Annotated in this window: 14 protein-coding genes; 8 read left to right on the forward strand and 6 right to left on the reverse strand. The window is 41.0% G+C overall.

Going from position 1 to position 18,358, the window contains the following annotated elements:
* Nucleotides 1-86: 86 nt before the first annotated feature.
* The gene (locus DX873_RS01145; RefSeq protein ID WP_116182700.1) at nucleotides 87-1,178 is read left to right on the forward strand and encodes an OmpA family protein; all 1,092 of its coding nucleotides are present in this window, start codon (nucleotides 87-89) and stop codon (nucleotides 1,176-1,178) included.
* Nucleotides 1,179-1,188: 10 nt separating this feature from the next.
* Here DX873_RS01145 and DX873_RS01150 read toward each other — a convergent pair whose 3' ends face one another.
* Nucleotides 1,189-1,512, reverse strand: coding sequence for a carboxypeptidase-like regulatory domain-containing protein (locus DX873_RS01150; protein ID WP_116182701.1), 324 nt, complete (start codon nucleotides 1,510-1,512; stop codon nucleotides 1,189-1,191).
* A gap of 162 nt (nucleotides 1,513-1,674) precedes the next feature.
* Between DX873_RS01150 and DX873_RS01155 the strand changes: the two genes are divergently transcribed.
* Nucleotides 1,675-2,757: an OmpA family protein gene (locus DX873_RS01155; RefSeq protein WP_116182702.1), complete on the forward strand. Its 1,083-nt coding sequence runs from the start codon at nucleotides 1,675-1,677 to the stop codon at nucleotides 2,755-2,757.
* 50 nt (nucleotides 2,758-2,807) lie between these two features.
* A complete protein-coding gene (locus DX873_RS01160; RefSeq protein ID WP_116182703.1) occupies nucleotides 2,808-4,430 on the forward strand; it encodes an amidohydrolase in 1,623 nt (540 codons plus the stop codon).
* 48 nt (nucleotides 4,431-4,478) lie between these two features.
* Here the strand turns inward: DX873_RS01160 and DX873_RS01165 are convergent, their stop codons facing one another.
* Complete coding sequence (locus DX873_RS01165) at nucleotides 4,479-5,009, reverse strand: DUF2911 domain-containing protein (RefSeq protein ID WP_116182704.1); 531 nt, start codon at nucleotides 5,007-5,009, stop codon at nucleotides 4,479-4,481.
* Between the two features lie 241 nt (nucleotides 5,010-5,250).
* Between DX873_RS01165 and asnB the strand changes: the two genes are divergently transcribed.
* The 3 genes from asnB (at nucleotide 5,251) to DX873_RS01180 (ending at nucleotide 10,194) form a co-directional block, all read left to right on the forward strand.
* Nucleotides 5,251-6,921 carry an asparagine synthase B gene (gene asnB, locus DX873_RS01170; RefSeq protein ID WP_116182705.1) on the forward strand — a complete coding sequence of 557 codons (1,671 nt, stop codon included), beginning with the start codon at nucleotides 5,251-5,253 and terminating at the stop codon, nucleotides 6,919-6,921.
* Between the two features lie 250 nt (nucleotides 6,922-7,171).
* Nucleotides 7,172-9,112 (forward strand): DNA topoisomerase (ATP-hydrolyzing) subunit B, encoded by a 1,941-nt coding sequence (gene gyrB, locus DX873_RS01175; protein WP_116182706.1) that lies wholly within the window; start codon nucleotides 7,172-7,174, stop codon nucleotides 9,110-9,112.
* Nucleotides 9,113-9,183: 71 nt separating this feature from the next.
* A complete protein-coding gene (locus DX873_RS01180) occupies nucleotides 9,184-10,194 on the forward strand; it encodes a DUF6588 family protein (RefSeq protein ID WP_116182707.1) in 1,011 nt (336 codons plus the stop codon).
* A 79-nt stretch (nucleotides 10,195-10,273) separates the two neighbouring features.
* On the opposite strand, the gene DX873_RS01185 is transcribed toward DX873_RS01180, so the two are convergent.
* Nucleotides 10,274-10,645 carry a hypothetical protein gene (locus DX873_RS01185; RefSeq protein ID WP_116182708.1) on the reverse strand — a complete coding sequence of 124 codons (372 nt, stop codon included), beginning with the start codon at nucleotides 10,643-10,645 and terminating at the stop codon, nucleotides 10,274-10,276.
* Between the two features lie 234 nt (nucleotides 10,646-10,879).
* Here DX873_RS01185 and mdh point away from each other — a divergent pair, with 234 nt between their 5' ends.
* On the forward strand, nucleotides 10,880-11,806 hold the full coding sequence (gene mdh / locus DX873_RS01190) for a malate dehydrogenase (protein ID WP_116182709.1): 927 nt from the start codon (nucleotides 10,880-10,882) through the stop codon (nucleotides 11,804-11,806).
* A 166-nt stretch (nucleotides 11,807-11,972) separates the two neighbouring features.
* Nucleotides 11,973-14,948 carry a protein translocase subunit SecDF gene (secDF, locus tag DX873_RS01195; RefSeq protein ID WP_116182710.1) on the forward strand — a complete coding sequence of 992 codons (2,976 nt, stop codon included), beginning with the start codon at nucleotides 11,973-11,975 and terminating at the stop codon, nucleotides 14,946-14,948.
* Between the two features lie 91 nt (nucleotides 14,949-15,039).
* Here the strand turns inward: secDF and DX873_RS01200 are convergent, their stop codons facing one another.
* The 3 genes from DX873_RS01200 to DX873_RS01210 form a co-directional block, all read right to left on the reverse strand.
* Nucleotides 15,040-16,503, reverse strand: coding sequence for a glycosyltransferase (locus DX873_RS01200; protein WP_116182711.1), 1,464 nt, complete (start codon nucleotides 16,501-16,503; stop codon nucleotides 15,040-15,042).
* Nucleotides 16,504-16,575: 72 nt separating this feature from the next.
* Entirely contained in the window at nucleotides 16,576-17,100 is a 525-nt protein-coding gene (locus DX873_RS01205; protein WP_116182712.1) for a GNAT family N-acetyltransferase, read from the reverse strand.
* Nucleotides 17,087-18,343, reverse strand: a complete 1,257-nt coding sequence (locus tag DX873_RS01210) for an ATP-binding cassette domain-containing protein (RefSeq protein ID WP_116182713.1) — start codon at nucleotides 18,341-18,343, stop codon at nucleotides 17,087-17,089. The genes DX873_RS01205 and DX873_RS01210 overlap by 14 nt, the downstream gene beginning before the upstream one ends.
* Between the last annotated feature and the right edge of the window lie 15 nt (nucleotides 18,344-18,358).

Consider the following 18,358-nt stretch of genomic DNA (forward strand, 5'->3'; position numbering starts at 1 on the left):
CAGCTACTTGGGCAATAAAGAGGTCATTTATTCGTTTTTTTGACTACCAACCTCAATAACCTAGGGGTTCCGAAGACTGTAAAGTTATGCGGAAACGATGCTATGACATATTGACCCTTTCCTTTTTCATGGTGCTCTGTACTACGGTTCTATCGCAGAATTTAGTGCATAACGGGAGCTTTGAAGACTTTGTGGAGTGTCCCATAAAAATGAGCAACCTAAACAGGGATGCCGAATATTGGAATGCCCCCACTTTGGGTACTACAGACTATTTTAACGAATGTAGCCGGACAAAGCTGGGAATCCCCATGAACTTTAAGGGCAAACAAGAAGCTTTTGAAGGTAGTGCTTATGCAGGACTCTATCTATTTGCCCCTAAAGATTACAGGGAATACATTCAAGTAGCATTGACCGAGACCTTACAAAAAGGACATAGGTATCAATTATCCCTTTCCCTTAGCTTGGCCGAGAAATCTGATGGGGCGGTAATGGACATGGGAGCGGTTTTTTCAGAAAAACCTTTGACCGTTCATACAAAAAGGCAACTTTCTAACTCGGCGCTGGCATCAAAGAATATAAAAGCGACCCATGCCAAACAGTTTACTTCAAGTGGTTTTTATGATGACAAAAAGGAGTGGATGCAGATTAGCTTGGAAATTGTGGCCAAAGGTTTTGAAAACCACCTGATACTTGGAAATTTTAAAAGCAACGGCGGTACCAACTATCTAAACTATAAAGAGGCCTCCGGAAAAACCGAAGGTTATTCATACTACTATATTGATGATGTTTCCCTTAACTACATTGGGCCAGATTACCAACCCAATGAGGTTTATGTGCTGGACCACGTCAATTTTAACTTTGATCGTTTCGATTTGCAACCTAAGGCTAAACAAAGCCTAAAGGATGTTTACAGTTATCTTAAGAAAAATCCGGACTTAAAAGTTTCCATAAGCGGCCATACAGATGACCTGGGTTCTGATGAATACAATGATGTATTGTCAAGACAAAGGGCCAGTACCGTTGCAAAATACTTGATTGCATTGGGGTTGGATAGACAACGTATAGAATCCAAAGGCTATGGCAACAAGATTCCTGTGGATAGCGCCCTTACCGATAAGGCCAGAAGAAAAAATAGAAGGGTAGAATTTGTGATGACCAAGTTTGAGGATGATAATTAAAGGTGAAAAGCTATTTTCCCTCCAACATCTTTCTCATTTCTTCATTGTATTCCAGTACGATCTCCCCAGAACTACCACCACTTAAAACAAAGAAAGACTCCGTTTTGTAACCTTTGGAGCTGATTTTTATTTTCCAGTGAAAATCTTTTTCACTTTCCAGGGTGAAAGCGCCATCAAAATCTGTGTATGCGATATCCTTGGTATCATCGATTTCAACCGTAGCGAAATAAATTGGGAGCCCCAATTCATCAATAATTTTTCCCGTAACGGTATTTTGGCCAATTCCAAAAAATGGGAATAAGAATAGTATCAGCACAATGGTTACTATGCGCATTACAATAAGATTTGGACTTTAGTAACGCTTTTTATCAAAATTTAGTGTGAAAAATGAGGACAAAATGCAGAAAATAGTGATTGTAAAAACCAGTAGCAGAGCAATATAAAAGAAAAACATGCGTTTTTAAGCTTGCACGGGAACCTAGTAAACAAAGTTAAAATGGGTTACCGTACATTATCTTTTTTCAGTATTAGTTTGTTGGTGTGCACAGCACTTTCCTCACAAAACTTGATTTTAAATCCAGGATTCGAAATCAATGACCAATGCCCATCCAGAATTGTAAATATGGATGTGCTGCTCCAAGATGTTTCTTTGCCAACATCCAGCTCAGGAGATTACTTTCATCAATGTGGTTCAGAGGATTTTAGTATCCCGGAGAATTTCAAGGGAAGTCAAAAGAGCGCCGAAGGTTCCGGTTACGTAGGACTCTATTTTTATGCGTTGAACGATTATCGGGAGTATGTTCAATTAAACACGGCCAAAAAACTACGTGAAAAGCATCCTTATAAAGTATCATTACAGGTGAGCCTGGCGGAAACTTCCAAAATGGCACTGAAAACCATGTCAATTATAATGACAAATAAAAAGGTAAAGGTACCTAACAGCTCGGTTCTTACCCATTCTAAATTGGACTTACAAGAGGATGTTGAATTTCATGAAATAGCATTGAAGGCGGATAAGTCCATGGCGGAGAAAGAAGGTTGGGTTACATTGACAGCTGAATTTGATGCCAAAGGCTTTGAAAACCATATCATATTCGGAAACTTTCAGACCAATGATAATACTACGTTGTTAAAGTCTGAAAAACTCCCCTCATCCAGCGATTTCTCGTACTACTATCTGGACAATTTTGTTCTCGAGGAATTACCTAGGGTAAACTATGAAGAGGATAAGATCTACGTGTTGGAGAATAATCCTTTTGAACCAAAAGGCTATGAACTTGACGCCAAAGCAAGGAAGGATATTCAAAAAATCTTCAAGTATCTTAAAGAAAATGCCGAGGTACAGATGAAAATTACTGGGCATTCGGATAATATTGGCACTCCAGAATATCACAAGTTTATTTCCTCACTAAGGGCTAGGGCCGTTGCTCTTCACTTAAAAAAGTTGGGTATTGATGATAATCGCATTGTCTGGGAAGGTGTTGGGGATACCAAGCCACTGCGCAATGGAAAAATAAAGGCCAAAGACTTTGAGAACGGTCGTATAGAGTTTGTGATGACCAAGTTTGATGATCAATGATTCTTTGACTTTCATTTGCATTTTCTATTTTTGGAGGAAACCACTTCGTAATGAAAAAAATTTTCCTCTGTATTTCAGTTGTACTTGTTTTTGCATCCTGTACTTCCAAAGAAGAAGTTGATCTTGTAATCTATAATGCCAACATCTATACCGTTGATGCTGATTTTTCAATGGCTTCTGCCGTTGCTGTTAAAAATGGAAAGTTTGTAGCGGTTGAAGATGAGGCAGCTATCCGGGAAAAATTTGAAGCCAAAAGAGAGATTGACGCTGGCGGAAAAACCATTGTCCCAGGATTGATTGATGCCCACTGCCATTTTTATGGCCTAGGGCTAAATCAACAAGTAGTGGATTTGGTTGGAACCGAAAGCTTTGAGGAAATTTTGGATAAGGTGGTCGCCTTCCATAAAGAACGCCCTTCCAACTTTGTATTGGGTAGAGGATGGGACCAAAACGACTGGGAAGTAAAGGAATTCCCCACCAAGCAGAAATTAGATGAATTGTTTCCTGATACACCTGTAGCTTTGGAACGGGTTGATGGCCATGCCTATCTCGTGAACCAAAAAGCCTTGGATATGGCTGGGATAACCAATGATACCTCCGTAGAAGGAGGCGAAATCGTTAAAAAAGATGGTAAAATCACAGGAGTTTTAGTAGACAGACCTATGGGTATGGTAGATGCGGTCATACCAAAACCTAGTAAAGAAACCCAGATTCAGGCTTTAAAAGATGCTGAAGAAATTTGTTTGGATTATGGTCTTACTACAGTAAATGATGCAGGTTTAGGCAGGGCAACAATAGAATTGATAGATAGCTTGCAACAAGCAGGAGACATGTCAATAAGGCTCTATGCCATGGTAAGCAATTCAAACGATAATTTGGATCATTTCCTGAACAAAGGGGTCATAAAAACAGACAAACTCCATGTACGTTCTGTAAAGGTATATGGAGATGGGGCCTTGGGGTCAAGGGGTGCGGCATTAAAAGCTCCTTACTCGGACCATGACGGACATTTTGGTGCCATGGTAACTCCCGTTAATGAAATAGAAGCTCTAGCTGAAAGAATAGCCCAATCTGATTACCAAATGAATACCCATGCCATTGGAGATTCTGCCAATATTGTAGTCTTAAGAGCATACAAAAAGGCCTTGGAAGGAAAAGAAGATAGGCGTTGGAAGGTAGAACACGCCCAGGTGATTTCCGAGGCGGACTTCGATTACTTTGAACATGGAATTATTCCTTCAATTCAACCTACCCACGCCACAAGCGACATGTATTGGGCAGAGGATCGTTTGGGACACGAGCGTGTGAAGGGTGCCTATGCCTATAAAAAATTACTCAATAAGGCTGGAATAGTGGCTTTGGGAACAGATTTTCCCGTAGAAAGAGTGAGTCCGTTCCTTACCTTCTATGCTTCGGTGGCCAGACAGGATTTAGAGAAATACCCTGAAGGCGGTTTTCAAATGGAAGATGCCCTTTCTAGAGAAGAAACCTTAAAAGGGATGACCATTTGGGCGGCATACTCCAATTTTGAAGAAGACGAAAAGGGGAGCATTGAAGTAGGGAAGTTTGCCGATTTTGTCATTTTGAGCGATGATATCATGACAGTTCCTGTTGATAACATTCCAAACCTTCAGGCTGAGCAGGTTTTTGTTTCAGGAAATCAGGTAAAATAGAAAACGGGCCTAAAAGGCCCGTTTCGTTTCACATTAAAATTATACTGGTTACAGCCCTATTGGCAATGAAACACGCGTGGTGCCCCACCCCATGACCATAGCACCTTCATCATTAAAAGCAATAGAGAAAGCTTCCAAAGATTCGCCATCAGTGCTTGCAGCTGCACTAACACGAGCCACATCGGCGGCACTGTCATAAGAGTAAGCTCCCCATTGGTTCAGATTACTGTTCAGAATTACGGTCCACTCTTTTTCACCTGGAATAGTGAACATAGAATAGGTTCCTGCCTTTACAGCTGTTCCACCTACAGTTACATCTTTATAAAAAGTGATTTCTGCGCATTCGTTGGCTCCAGTTCTCCAAACTTTTCCTGCAGGAGCAAGTTCAGAAAGGCTACGTCCTTTTAGTTGGGGACGACTATAGATTACTCGTACCGATTTATCGGATACTCTATAACTCGCCGGAAAAGAAGCTATATCCGCAGGGCTTTTGTCAAGGCCACTGAATTTCTGGGCAGTTGCCTCAGTTGAAAAAACCAATGCTAAGGTTAAAAAAGCAAATAAGAATACATTTTTCATGATTGTGATTTTAGTTGTTCCCAAAACTAGGATGTAATTGAGTGCTGTTTTTATAAAGAGACGTTAAAATTTAAGAACCTTACAATATGTTTGAAATTCTATAACTAAATCTAATTATAATTACAATAAAGTTGATATTTAAGTTTTTAAGTATTGAATCATAACTAAAATTGATATTAGTATTTAATAATGAAATTTTATATGCCATTTTTGTATCTCAATTGTAATAAATAGTATTTGTATGTGCGGAATTGTATGCGCGTTTGATTTAAAGGAGAGTACTGAGGTTTTGAGGCCTCAGTTGTTGGAGATGTCCAAGAAAGTTAGGCACCGAGGGCCAGATTGGAACGGGATTTATGCCGATGAAAAAGCTATTCTGGCACATGAAAGATTGGCCATTGTCGATCCCGCTTCGGGAAAACAGCCTCTGTTGAGCCAAGATGGCAAATTGGTACTGGCGGCCAATGGTGAAATCTACAACCATCTGGAACTTAGAAAACAATTTGAGGGGAAGTATGAATTTAAGACTCAATCGGATTGCGAGGTTATCCTGGCCCTTTATCAAGAAAAAGGTGTGGATTTTGTGGATGAATTAAACGGAATTTTTGGCTTTGCCATTTACGACAGCGAAAAGGGCGAATACTTTGTGGCAAGGGACCATATGGGAATTATTCCATTATATATTGGATGGGATAAAAACGGAACCTTTTATGTAGCCTCAGAATTGAAGGCTTTGGAAGGTACTTGTGCCAAGATAGAACTTTTTCCTCCTGGGCATTATTTCCACAGTGCCGAAGGAGAATTCAAAAAATGGTACAAGAGGGATTGGATGGAGTATGATGCCGTCAAAGAAAACCAAACCAGCATAGCTGAAATACAAGAAGCCTTGGAAGCGGCCGTACACCGTCAATTAATGTCAGATGTGCCTTATGGAGTGCTTCTTTCAGGAGGTTTGGATTCGTCAGTGACCTCTGCTATTGCTAAAAGGTATTCCCAAATGCGAATAGAATCAGGAGATACCAAGGAAGCTTGGTGGCCACAGCTACACTCTTTTTCTGTTGGGCTGGAAGGCTCACCGGATTTGGAAGCAGCACAAAAGGTAGCTGATCATATCGGTACTATCCACCATGAGATAAAATTTACCATCCAAGAGGGATTGGATGCTATCAAAGATGTAATCTACAACCTTGAAACCTACGACATCACAACCATACGTGCCTCCACACCCATGTATTTAATGGCGCGGGTAATCAAATCCATGGGAATTAAGATGGTGTTGTCCGGTGAAGGGGCCGACGAACTTTTTGGAGGATATCTCTATTTCCATAAAGCACCAAGTCCAAAGGATTTTCATGAGGAAACAGTTAGGAAATTGGATAAGCTCCATATGTACGATTGCCTCAGGGCAAACAAATCTCTAGCAGCCTGGGGAATTGAAGGCAGAGTTCCCTTTTTGGACAAGGAATTTATGGATGTGGCCATGCGTATCAATCCAAAAGATAAGATGATCAATGGCGAACGAATGGAAAAATGGGTGGTTCGCAAAGCGTTTGAATCCTATTTGCCCGAAAGTGTGGCCTGGAGACAAAAAGAGCAGTTCTCTGATGGAGTTGGATATAGTTGGATAGATACCCTAAAACTGCTGGTGGAGGAAAAGGTGACCGATGAGCAGCTTAAAAATGCCCATTTTAAGTTTCCTATCCAGACCCCTACCACCAAGGAGGAATATTATTATCGTTCCATTTTTGAGGGTCATTTTCCCTCAGATGCAGCAGCGTTGAGTGTACCACAGGAACCATCTGTGGCCTGTAGTACCAAAATTGCATTGGAGTGGGATGAGGCATTTAAGAACATGAACGACCCCTCTGGAAGGGCGGTGGCCCACGTCCATGAGGATGCCTATGAAAAATAACCAATAAGTGTTTACATTTTAGAGCAGGAAGATGATGTTTTGTTTCATTTTCAATTAGTCGGAAAAGCCCCTTAATCAAGGGGCTTTTTTAATGGCTCCAACGGCGTTTGGGCACGATAAAACACGCATTGTTTTTTCCACACTTTTTGTTGATAACTTGAACCGAGCGGATAGCTTCAACTACCCAATTTTACTGGGTATTCCTTATATTTGTAAGATTTGAAAATTTGAAAGTAAATACTAAAAATATATGAGCGAAGAAGCTAAGAAAAACCAGTATTCTGCGGATAGTATCCAGGCCCTTGAGGGTATGGAGCACGTGCGTATGCGTCCTTCCATGTACATTGGAGATGTAGGTACAAGGGGCTTGCACCACTTGGTATATGAAGTAGTGGACAACTCCATTGATGAGGCCATGGGCGGTTATTGTGATACTATCGAGGTCATCATAAATGAAGACAATTCCATAACCACCAAGGACAATGGACGGGGAATCCCAGTTGGATTGCATAAAAAGGAAGGTGTTTCTGCGCTTGAAGTGGTCATGACCAAGATTGGGGCCGGAGGTAAATTTGATAAAGACTCCTATAAGGTTTCCGGAGGGCTTCACGGTGTTGGGGTTTCCTGTGTTAATGCACTCTCCAGTCATTTAAAGGCTACAGTATATCGTGAAGGAAAGATTTGGGAACAAGAATATGAAAGAGGTAAAACCTTATATCCGGTAAAAAGCATTGGTGAAAGCAAGGAAAATGGGACCGTGGTCACATTCACCCCGGACGATACCATTTTTACCCAGACTACGGAATATAGCTATGAAACCTTGGCCAATAGAATGCGGGAATTGGCTTATTTGAACAAGGGGGTAACCATCAAATTGACGGACAAGCGCAACAAGGATGAAAAGGGAGAATACATTTCTGAGACCTTTTACTCCGAAGAAGGCTTAAAAGAGTTTATCCGATTCTTGGATGGCAACCGTGAACCCCTTATTCAAAGTGTGGTTTCCATGGAGGGGGAAAAGAACGGAATTCCTGTGGAGGTAGCTTTGATTTACAACAATGGGTACACCGAAAACCTTCATTCTTATGTGAACAACATCAATACACATGAAGGAGGTACCCACTTATCAGGTTTTAGAAGAGGTCTTACATCGACCCTTAAAAAATATGCGGACAATTCTGGAATGCTCGACAAGGTCAAATTTGAGATATCCGGAGATGATTTCCGTGAAGGATTGACGGCTATTGTGTCTGTTAAAGTGGCTGAGCCACAGTTTGAAGGGCAGACCAAGACCAAGTTGGGGAACCGTGAGGTTACCAGTGCGGTGAGTCAGGCGGTTTCAGAAATGCTGACCAACTATCTGGAAGAACATCCGGAAGACGCCAAGCAGATAGTTGAAAAAGTAAAATTGGCAGCTCAGGCAAGACATGCCGCTGCCAAGGCACGGGAAATGGTTCAACGAAAGAACCCGATGACAGGAGGCGGACTTCCCGGAAAACTATCCGATTGTTCGGACCAGGACCCAGAAAACTGTGAGATTTTCCTTGTAGAGGGTGATTCCGCAGGAGGAACTGCAAAAATGGGTCGGGACCGAAATTTTCAAGCCATATTGCCATTAAGGGGTAAAATACTTAATGTGGAGAAGGCCATGCAGCACAAAGTTTTTGAAAATGAGGAAATCAAGAACATGTACACTGCCCTTGGGGTCACCATTGGTACCGACGAGGACAGCAAAGCCTTGAACCTTGAAAAATTGAGATATCATAAGGTTATTATCATGTGTGATGCCGATGTTGATGGTAGTCACATTGAAACCCTGATTTTGACCTTTTTCTTCCGATATATGCGTGAATTGATTGAAAACGGTCATGTTTATATCGCAACTCCACCTTTATATCTGGTTAAAAAAGGAGCAAAGAAGAGATATGCCTGGAATGATAGCGAACGTGATGAAATTGTAGAATCCTTAGGAGGCGGTGCAGGTATCCAACGCTATAAAGGTCTTGGGGAGATGAATGCGGAGCAGTTGTGGGATACTACAATGAATCCTGAATTCAGAACATTGCGTCAGGTGACCATTGATAATGCAACGGAATCAGACCGAATATTCTCCATGTTAATGGGCGATGAGGTGCCACCAAGACGAGAATTTATTGAGAAAAATGCCGTCTATGCCAACATAGATGCATAGATAATGGCCATTCACAACAAAAACTCGCTCCAAAAGGGCGAGTTTTTTAGTTTTAGGAAAAATTTGACAAGATGAAAAGAATAATTCTTTTGTTGGCATTGGTCAGTTTTTCCTCTGGAATGGCACAATCCAACATCAATGACCTTCTAGCAGCAGGTCTCAACGATGCTGAGCGTTTTACCACAGCTTGGTTGGTGCCAGTAACCGAAGCAGGGGTTTATAGCATCTCAAATGGCTGGTACAACTCAGCTGATGCGAAGCCTTTAGGCGGATTTGAAATTTCGATAGTTGGAAACCTAACCGGTTTTAAAAACAAGGATGATAAAAAATCCTTCACACTCAATACTGCGGATTACGAAAATCTTCAATTTTTGGATGGAAGTACCTCTAAAGAGGTAGCCACCGCTTTGGGTGATATTGAAGGAATAGATGTGGCCATTGTTGCTACCATTGAAGGGCAACAGGTAAACACTCAATTTGAACTTCCTTCCGGATTGGCCTCTGAAGACTTGAATTTTGTTCCTTCAGGGTACATACAAGCCAGTGTGGGCCTTATTAAAGGAACAGAGGTAAAGGCCAGGTTTTTGCCCAAAATTGACACAGATGATGTTAAAATAGGGCTATACGGCTTTGGAATACAGCACGATTTTACCAAGCACCTTCCAGCAGATAAACTACTTCCAGTGGCTATCTCTGCTGTAATAGGGTACACTAAGCTGAGTGGAGAATATGATTTCTCCGATACGGGTGTAATTGCAGGTGAAAACCAAAGATTGGATGCCCAATTTAGTTCCTGGAACTTTAGCGCAGTGGTATCCACCCGCTTGCCCGTTATCAACTTCTATGGAGGATTGAACTACATTACAGGAAAATCAGAAACAGATATTTTAGGAAGATATGAAGTCCAAACAATTGGCGCTCCAATTGTGTATACAGACCCTTTTAACATTAGCAATAATGTAAGTGGAGTGTCGGGTAACATCGGAACCAAATTGAAGCTTGGATTCTTTAGATTGAATGCAGATTACAATTTAGCCCAATTTAACACCTTTACCTTTGGTATAAACTTTGGGTTTAGATAGAAAACCAACCAACCAATAAATAAGAAAGGCCCCAACTCTAGAGTTGGGGCCTTCTATTTTCATAAGTGCGTCTTCCTAATTACTCCCTGGTGGCGAAGACGGAGCCATTACCCAAGGTCAATGCTTCTGGATCATTTGCTTGTTCCAAATTAACTATAACATCCTCAATCTCGGGATTACCATAAATAATGGTATATGTCCCGTTATCTTCGGACCATTTAAAGTCAGTGTAAAAAACAAGTTTGGAGTCTGAATAATTTTGGTATCTACCCAAGTAGACATCATTAAAGGTCCACTCTTCGCGGGTAGTGGTTGAGTTTTTGTTGCTGTCCGCAGGAGAATCACTTTTTACCCATATACCCAAAATAGGATCGTTGTTTTCGGGTATACTGGTACAATTGCTTATTGCAATTATGGATACTATGGACAACAATGAAAAGAACTTTTTCATGGTTAAGTAGGTTAAAACAGATTTCGGGACTATTATAACGGCATTACACAACAAATTATTGCATGATGACAACAATATAAAACGAGACCTTTCCCTTTTGATTGAATCCCGGGTTTTTAAAGAAAAGGTTACTGTGAAATTTCTTTGCGAAACAGGGTTGAAAATGGACAAATGTCAGGTTTTATCTAACTGAGATCCCGTATTTTTGTCCGATTAAAATTAAAATCTAATAAAATGAAAGTTACCGTAGTTGGAGCTGGTGCAGTGGGGGCAAGCTGCGCCGAATATATAGCGATGAAAAATTTTGCATCGGAAGTTGTCCTTTTGGATATTAAAGAAGGCTATGCCGAAGGCAAGGCCATGGATTTGATGCAGACAGCATCCCTTAACGGTTTTGATACCAAAATCACTGGAAGTACCAGCGATTATTCCAAAACGGCAAATAGTGATGTTGCGGTAATTACTTCAGGTATTCCTCGTAAACCGGGAATGACACGTGAAGAACTTATTGGAATCAATGCAGGAATTGTAAAAACTGTGGCCACAAGCCTTTTGGAGCACTCTCCAAATGCCATTATCATTGTGGTAAGTAATCCTATGGATACCATGACCTATTTGGTGCATAAAACCACAGACCTGCCTAAACATAAAATTATTGGAATGGGCGGTGCTTTGGATAGTGCCCGTTTCAAATACAGATTGGCAGAAGCTTTGGGAGCCCCCATTTCAGATGTTGATGGAATGGTAATGGGAGGCCATAGCGACAAGGGAATGGTACCGTTGATCGGACATGCTACCAGAAATAGCGTAAAAGTTTCAGAATTCCTTTCAGAAGAGCAAATGCAATGGGTTGTTGAGGAAACCAAAGTTGGAGGTGCTACATTGACCAAACTATTGGGTACCAGTGCATGGTATGCTCCTGGAGCTGCGGTTTCATCCTTGGTACAGTCAATAGCTTGCGACCAAAAGAAAATGTTCCCATGTTCCACCTTGTTGGAAGGGGAGTATGGCTTGGATGATATTTGTATTGGAGTCCCTGTGATCTTAGGGAAAAATGGTATTGAAAAAGTGGTTGAAATTGAACTAAGTGACGCAGAAAAGGCCAAAATGAAGGAAAGTGCCGGAGGCGTGAAGAAAACCAACGGATTGCTACAATTGTAGACCAGTCTTAACCATACTAAAAAGCCATTTCGATCGAAATGGCTTTTTTATTTTAACAATCTAACAGGGTTTCCAATTGCAATTCCATCAATTTCTATTGGCAAATCTTATGGGAAATGATATATTTGCACGCTGTTTAAGAAAACTTCTAAAAATTTAATAATCAATGCAAAATAAAGGACTTATAAGGCTTTTCGCGCTCCTTTTTGGTTTGGTGAGCATTTATCAGTTATCCTATACTTTCATTACGAGCAAGTTGGAAAAGGATGCTGAAACTTACGCCGTTAGCCAAATATTGGAAACAGAAGAGGACTATGTGGCAAGGCGTGAGGCTTTAGAGGCATCATACCTGGATTCCATTGGAACCAATCCGGTTTTGGGTTTCACCAGCTACGATGACGCTAAGAAGAAAGAGCTGAACAAGGGATTGGACCTTAAAGGGGGAATCAATGTTACCCTCCAGATTTCGGTAAAAGATATCCTGAAAGGGCTTGCGAACAATACTAAAAATCCAGTTTTCAATAAAGCATTGGCTGATGCCGATAATGCTTCCAAAAATAGCCCAGATACTTATTTGGATTTGTTTTTTGATGCATTCGATGCCATCAAGGGAGAAACCAAACTGGCTTCGCCTGATATTTTTGCGAACAAAGGATTGAGTGATGACATCAATTTTCAGATGACCGATGATGAAGTTAAGCCGGTTATCAGAAGAAAAATTGATGAGTCCATTGTTTCTGCGTTTGAAGTATTGCGTGAGCGTATTGATGGTTTTGGGGTTACCCAGCCAAATATCCAAAGGGAAGGTAATTCTGGACGTATTTTGGTAGAGCTTCCAGGTGCCCGCGATATTGCTAGGGCCCAGGAACTGCTATCAAGTACCGCCCAATTGGAGTTCTGGGAGACCTATCAGCAGAACAACCAAAGTTTAGGAGCATTCTTTGTGAGTGCCAATGAAAGACTTAAAGAGATATTGGAGCCTGTTCAAACAGAGGAGGAAACTACTAAGCCGGAATCAGAAATAGATTCTTTGCTATCCGATGTTGCTCAGGATTCTTTGGATTTGACGCAGCAGGTAAACCCGTTGTTAGGTAAATTGATTCCTGCTAGCCCTGGCAGCCATGCTGTAGCTAGGGCCTTGGTTACAGATACTGCAGAAATTGGAGGGTATTTGAGAAGACCGGAAATCAGAAGATTGTTGCCAAATGATATTCAGTTTACCAAATTCCTTTGGGAAAGACCGTCCAAAGACTCTGAGGTAGTAGAGTTATTTGCATTAAAATCCAATAGAGATGCTGTTCCTAGGATAAGTGGAGATGTTGTCTCTGATGCCCAGGATACTTTTGACCAATACAACAAACCTGCGGTAAGCATGACCATGAATACCCGTGGTGCTAAAGAGTGGGAGAAGTTGACAGGTGATGCTTACAACAATCAAACAGGTATAGCCATTGTCCTGGACAATAAAGTATATACAGCTCCTGGTGTTTCTTCTGGACCCATTTCTGGTGGTCGTTCTGAAATTACAGGAACCTTCACGGTAAATGAAACCAAGGATATAGCTAACGTACTAAGAGCCGGTAAACTTCCTGCTTCTGCTGAAATTATTCAGTCTGAAGTTGTTGGACCTTCATTGGGGCAAGAAGCCATTGATAGTGGTTTCATGTCTTTCTTGATTGCTATGGCATTCGTGTTGGTATGGATGATTTTCTACTACGGAAAGGCTGGTATTTTTGCTGATATAGCTTTGATTTTCAATATCCTGTTGATTTTTGGTGTGTTGACCAGTTTAGGTGCTGTTCTAACGCTTCCAGGTATTGCAGGTATTGTATTGACCATTGGTATGTCGGTAGATGCCAACGTACTTATTTTTGAGCGTATCAAAGAAGAGTTGGCTAGAGGAAAAGGTAAGGCACAGGCCGTTGAAGACGGTTTCAACAATGCGTTGTCCTCTATTTTGGATGCCAACATTACCACAGGACTTACAGCTATTATCCTTTTCATCTTTGGTTCAGGTCCTATTAAAGGATTTGCTACTACCTTGATGATTGGTATTGTAACTTCCTTGTTTACCGCAATATTTGTTACCCGTTTGATGGTGGATACATACCTTTCCAAAAAGGGAAGAAGATTGGACTTCTCCACGGCTATTACCAAGAATCTGTTCAAGAACTTGAGCATAAACTTTCTGTCCAAGCGTAAAATTGCCTATGTAGTATCGGCAATCTTGGTTGGTGTTAGTATTTTCTCATTGTTTACAACTGGGCTGCAACAAGGTGTTGATTTTGTCGGAGGGCGTTCCTATCAGATTAGATTTGAAAAGGCAGTCAATCCTTCTGAAATCGCTTCAGAATTGAATACTGTTTTTGGAAGTGGAACCAATGTAAAAACTTTTGGTGATGCCAACCAGATTAAGGTAACCACTCCTTATAAAGTTGATGTGGAAGGAATTGAAGTTGATACTGAGATTCAGGAAAAACTATATTCCTCGTTGCAAAAATACTTGCCCGATGGAACCTCTTTTGAGGATTTCACAGTAGGAGCTTCGGAGAAATCAATTGGGATTCTTCAATCTGTAAAAGTGGGACCAACCATTGCCGATGACATTAAAAACAATGCATTTTTGGCAATATTGGGCTCCTTGGCAGTGGTTTTCCTTTATATTTTATTGCGATTTAGAAGATGGCAGTTCTCCCTTGGAGCGGTTGTCGCCGTATTCCATGATGTTATGGTGGTTTTGGGGATATTCTCTTTGACCGGTAAGATAATGCCCTTCAATATGGAAATTGACCAAGCCTTTATAGCGGCTATTTTGACCGTTATTGGTTATTCCTTGAACGATACGGTGGTTGTTTTTGACCGTATTCGTGAGATAGTGAACCTAAAAGGTTGGAAAAATGGTGAAAATATAAACCAGGCATTGAACAGTACTTTGAGTAGAACTTTGAATACTTCCTTAACGACTTTGATCGTGCTTTTGTCCATCTTCGTTTTTGGTGGGGAAAGTTTGAGAGGATTCATGTTTGCCATGATTGTTGGGGTGATGGTAGGTACTTACTCTTCCGTATTCATCGCAACTCCGGTGATGTTCGATAGTTTGAAAAAGAAAATAGGTGAAGCTGTTGCTGCTGCAAAAGCATAACCTTATAATATCAGATTTTAAAAAGCCATCCTTAAAGGATGGCTTTTTTTTGTTTAAATATCATTAAGAGGAAAGAGGAATCACATGATAATCAGTCTTTGTTTTTAGCAAAGACCTCCAACCAAGAAACCAACTGACTGAACAGGGTAAAATGCTTGACGACGCGCAGTTGTCCATTAAACCCCCATTTATCGCGTTCTTTGGGATGGTTGACCATATAGCTCAATGCTTCTGCTAAACTTTTAATATCAGTGGGGTCATTATTGATTTTTCCTGTTTTGTTGTGTTCAACCTGAAACTTAAGCCCAGCCGCACCTGATACCAAAACCGGTTTTCTCTTCCACATAGCCTCAGTGGCCGTTAGACCAAATCCTTCTTGAATTGAGTTTTGAACAACTATACTGGATGATCGTTGCAGTGCATTTACAATCAGAGCATTTTCTTTTGGATTGTCCAAGGGGAGCAACAAAATGGCAATGTCATTTTGCATATCATTATCTACTGCCTGGTATTCTTCGGTCAGTTCCTTTAGGACTTCCTGTCCTTCAGGGTCATCCGATACAAAAGCCGGGTCTGGACCACCAAGTACCAAAAGGGTCATTTCAATCCGTTTGTATTCCAAACTATTGGGGTCACCATTTTTACGATTGTCCAGTTTCACTTTTATAAAGGCCTTCATGAGCTCTCTGAACCCTTTTAGGCGGTCCCAACGAGATATTTCAGTAATGATGGGCCTATAGAGAAAACCAAGGTCTCCCAGTTCGTTGACATCCCCAAAATCACCATTGGGTAGTACCCGCCTCACCAAATGGTTGTAACGATCATATAAAATGGACTTATGTTCTTCCAAAATTCCCGATTGATATAGTATACCAATGCACTTGTGAATTTGGAGGGCCCTGTTTTTGTGACTTAGCGGGTCTATGGCCGGTGGGATAATGGAAGTTCTATTTTTTAATCCTTTTGGGACATAGGCGGGAAGGCTGAAAACAAAATGATCATAATCGTTGGTGTAAGGACTCAAAAACTCCCAAACAGCATCTGTGACAGGAGTATCTTCTTCCAGACCAATGTGGCATCGCCAAACGATTGCCACTTTTTTCTCTTTTTTGATCATGGCAGCAAGTGGCATGGGTTGGGGATCGTGGACGACCACAATATCCCCGTCATTGATGAGTTCAAGGGCCCGATCTAGGTTTTGTTGGTTTACGTTCTCGTAAACCTTACGGTCCTCATCCGTAAAAATGCCGTTGCCGCTACCATGAATGGCATTGTGTATTCTTTTGGTCAAATCGAAAAATGCGTTTTCCGAGGCTTCAATTACCAACCACTCAATGGAGACCCCAAGTTCTCTAAGAATTCGCATTTGGCTTGGTAGCATTTCTGCAACCCCACCTCCAATGGCAGTAGAGTTGATCATCCAGATTGTGCGTCCTTCTATGGTTTTGATGTGTTTTTTGGATTGCTCCAAAAAGTCGAGAACAGATGTGTACAAAGAGCCATATGCCTTATAATCCTCAATTTTGGCACCTGGCTTTACCTTAATTTTTTGCATAGGGGAGGGAGTTTTGAGATATCCTTTAAGATAGCAAAAAACCAATGATTATAAGATAGTTAAGAGAGTATTTTACAATGGTAAAGACAACTTTTTGGACATAGCCTGAAAATTGAAATGCTCTTTTCCTATTTGGAAACCGTGGTCACCAATAATCCTAAAACCATTTTTTTCGTAAAATCTTATGGCACGGAGGTTTTCTTTTAGAACAGATAACCAGATTTCTTCATATCCAAGGTTTTGAGCTTTTTCCAATAGCTTACTTTGAAGGGTGAGACCAACCTTTTTGGATAGAAAATCCTTCAGTACATATATTTTTTGAAGTTGACAGATGTTGTTGGATTCAATAAAAGGTGAAGATGAGTTCAACTTTAACTTAGCATAACCTATAGGAAGATTGTCTACGAAGGCCAGCCAATAGAGATTGTTGGGCTTGTCAATACTGTTATGGAGCTTTTCTACATTGAACGTTCTATCAAGATAGTCCAGCAAGTCCTGTTGGTCACCAAAAAGATGCCCAAAGGTCTCGGTAAAAGTAAATCGCCCCAAGAGTGCTATGGTAGCAGCATCTGAATTGTTGGCCCTACGTATTTGCATAAGGTATTATTTTGCCTACAGAACCGGTTTTTTTCATTTCCAGAACAAAATTGAATTCTGGGTGCAATCCAATTTCTTTTCTATGGGAAACAAAGATAATGGCACTGGTGGTTTCTCGGGAAATCTTATTGACCAATGACACAAAAAGCGAAGCTCCTTTGTCATCCAATCCGGCGGTAGGTTCATCCAGAATCAATAGGGGAGGATGTTTGATCATGGCCCTAGCGGTCATCACCAATCGTTTTTCTCCCATACTAAGTTCTTTGAAAAGGCTATCCTTTTTTGAGGAAAGCGATAAAAGTTCCAGCCATTTATGGGCCAATCGCTTTTCGGTATCCGTGGGCTGTACATAAAGTCCAATGGAATCGTGTAAGCCCGAAATGATCATGTTTTCCAAAGTGTGGTATCCTCGAAACTTGTCGATCATTGCCGGGGTAAAGTAGCCTATCTTTTGTTTAAGGTCCCAGACACTTTCACCACTTCCCTTTTTTAATCCAAATAGGGAAAGCTTTTGTCCGTATCCCTTATGGCTATCACCGGTAATCATCGACAATAACGTAGTTTTGCCACTGCCATTGGGGCCGATCAATTGCCAAAACTCCCCCTGTTTGATGTTCCAATTGATGTTGTCCAACACCTGGCGTCCGTCAAAGCTTACTGAGACATTGTTGAAATTGACCAATTCTTCACTCTGCAGATTTACGGTTTCCATGGGCTGCGGAATACGGCCTTTGAACTTTGTGGTTTCTTTTTTGTGTGATTCCCAAAAGGCATTTGAGCTAGGGTAGGCCATTAGCTCATTTTTGTTTAAACTGTAAAAATCGGTGGTAACGGGGAGGATATCTTCCAAACGCCCCACCAATTGTACCAGTGTTTTACTTTCAGAGAGGGCACATAGCGTATCCCTTAAATTTTGGCGCGTTTTGGTATCTAGGTTATCAAATGGGTTTACAAGAACCAAAAAATCTGGTTGCTGGGTTATTAAATAATTCAACAGGGCCTTTTTTTGCTCCCCGCTGCTCATGGATTTAAGAGACTGTGTTGTGTTTTTGGTCAGAATTTTAATATCATGGCGCTCTTCTTGATCCATATACCGCTCAATCTCTGACCTTGAGAAAAGTAATCCATTCTTGCCATCCAAGGATTTAAATACGGTTGTTTCCTTACCGCTCAATAAATTTTTTACAAAGTTTTGGGCCTGTGAAGATTGATCTGTTAAAATGGCAATGGTGGTCTGGCCCATAGATTGAAGCAAGTC

The sequence above is a fragment of the Flagellimonas nanhaiensis genome (genome assembly GCF_003382275.1).
GTDB lineage: Bacteria > Bacteroidota > Bacteroidia > Flavobacteriales > Flavobacteriaceae > Flagellimonas > Flagellimonas nanhaiensis.

Coding starts and splice junctions, on each gene's coding strand:
- DX873_RS01145 (WP_116182700.1), top strand. CDS start 87: ATGCGGAAACGATGCTATGACATATTGACCCTTTCCTTTTTCATGGTG.
- DX873_RS01150 (WP_116182701.1), bottom strand. CDS start 1,512: ATGCGCATAGTAACCATTGTGCTGATACTATTCTTATTCCCATTTTTT.
- DX873_RS01155 (WP_116182702.1), top strand. CDS start 1,675: ATGGGTTACCGTACATTATCTTTTTTCAGTATTAGTTTGTTGGTGTGC.
- DX873_RS01160 (WP_116182703.1), top strand. CDS start 2,808: ATGAAAAAAATTTTCCTCTGTATTTCAGTTGTACTTGTTTTTGCATCC.
- DX873_RS01165 (WP_116182704.1), bottom strand. CDS start 5,009: ATGAAAAATGTATTCTTATTTGCTTTTTTAACCTTAGCATTGGTTTTT.
- asnB (WP_116182705.1), top strand. CDS start 5,251: ATGTGCGGAATTGTATGCGCGTTTGATTTAAAGGAGAGTACTGAGGTT.
- gyrB (WP_116182706.1), top strand. CDS start 7,172: ATGAGCGAAGAAGCTAAGAAAAACCAGTATTCTGCGGATAGTATCCAG.
- DX873_RS01180 (WP_116182707.1), top strand. CDS start 9,184: ATGAAAAGAATAATTCTTTTGTTGGCATTGGTCAGTTTTTCCTCTGGA.
- DX873_RS01185 (WP_116182708.1), bottom strand. CDS start 10,645: ATGAAAAAGTTCTTTTCATTGTTGTCCATAGTATCCATAATTGCAATA.
- mdh (WP_116182709.1), top strand. CDS start 10,880: ATGAAAGTTACCGTAGTTGGAGCTGGTGCAGTGGGGGCAAGCTGCGCC.
- secDF (WP_116182710.1), top strand. CDS start 11,973: ATGCAAAATAAAGGACTTATAAGGCTTTTCGCGCTCCTTTTTGGTTTG.
- DX873_RS01200 (WP_116182711.1), bottom strand. CDS start 16,503: ATGCAAAAAATTAAGGTAAAGCCAGGTGCCAAAATTGAGGATTATAAG.
- DX873_RS01205 (WP_116182712.1), bottom strand. CDS start 17,100: ATGCAAATACGTAGGGCCAACAATTCAGATGCTGCTACCATAGCACTC.
- DX873_RS01210 (WP_116182713.1), bottom strand. CDS start 18,343: ATGGGCCAGACCACCATTGCCATTTTAACAGATCAATCTTCACAGGCC.